This is a genomic window from Paraburkholderia piptadeniae (assembly GCF_900007165.1).
Taxonomy (GTDB): Bacteria; Pseudomonadota; Gammaproteobacteria; order Burkholderiales; family Burkholderiaceae; genus Paraburkholderia; species Paraburkholderia piptadeniae.
Map to the genome: position 1 here is coordinate 1 of NZ_CYGY02000198.1, position 679 is coordinate 679.

At 66.6% G+C, this 679-nt stretch carries 1 pseudogene; it reads right to left on the reverse strand.

The window, feature by feature from the left end:
• Nucleotides 1-679: pseudogene (locus BN2476_RS44345) on the reverse strand (hypothetical protein); the annotation flags it as partial.

The window sequence follows — 679 nt, forward strand, 5'->3', positions numbered from 1 at the left end:
CCCGTCTTCGAATTCCATGCGGGGATACCGTCGAGACGCACGATGCGCATCTGGTCGGGGTTGTTCTTGTAGAACGGATCGAGGTCGCTCACGTTCGGCGTGTACGTGTTGGGACCGTTGGGCTCCATCACCGACTGCTGACGGTCGTCGATCGTCCACGAGATGCCCAGTGCGTGCAGCGCGGCGATGTTGCCGTTGAAGCCTTGCATGCCGAAGCGGTGCTGGTCCTGATGCGCGTAGTTCACGGTGCCGAGCACGGACGCGAGGTTCGGCAGCACGCCGAACGTCGCAATGCCCGTCGGACGCGTGCCGCTGTGCGGCAGCGTGCCGCCGCTCGCGCGCAGCGTGGCCGTGAGCGCGCCGTAGCCCGACCACGTCGACGTACAGGAGATCGTGTTGGTCTGCACGCCGGCGTTCACGGGGAAACTACCCTGCGTCTTGATCGCGCCATTCGAATCGGCAATCGACCACACCACGGTATCCGCGTTCGGCGCGTTCGTCGTGATCGCGAGCTTGAACGGCGTGTTGTTCTGGAATACGCGCAGGCCGTCGCTGGTCAGCGTGTCGGCCGTGATCAGGCCGTTCGGCGTGCCGCCCGCCTGTTGCGTTGCCGTGCCGCACGAAAGCGTCGAGCTGCCGGAAGGCGACGGAGCGGGGGCCGGCGTCGGAGTCGGCGCGG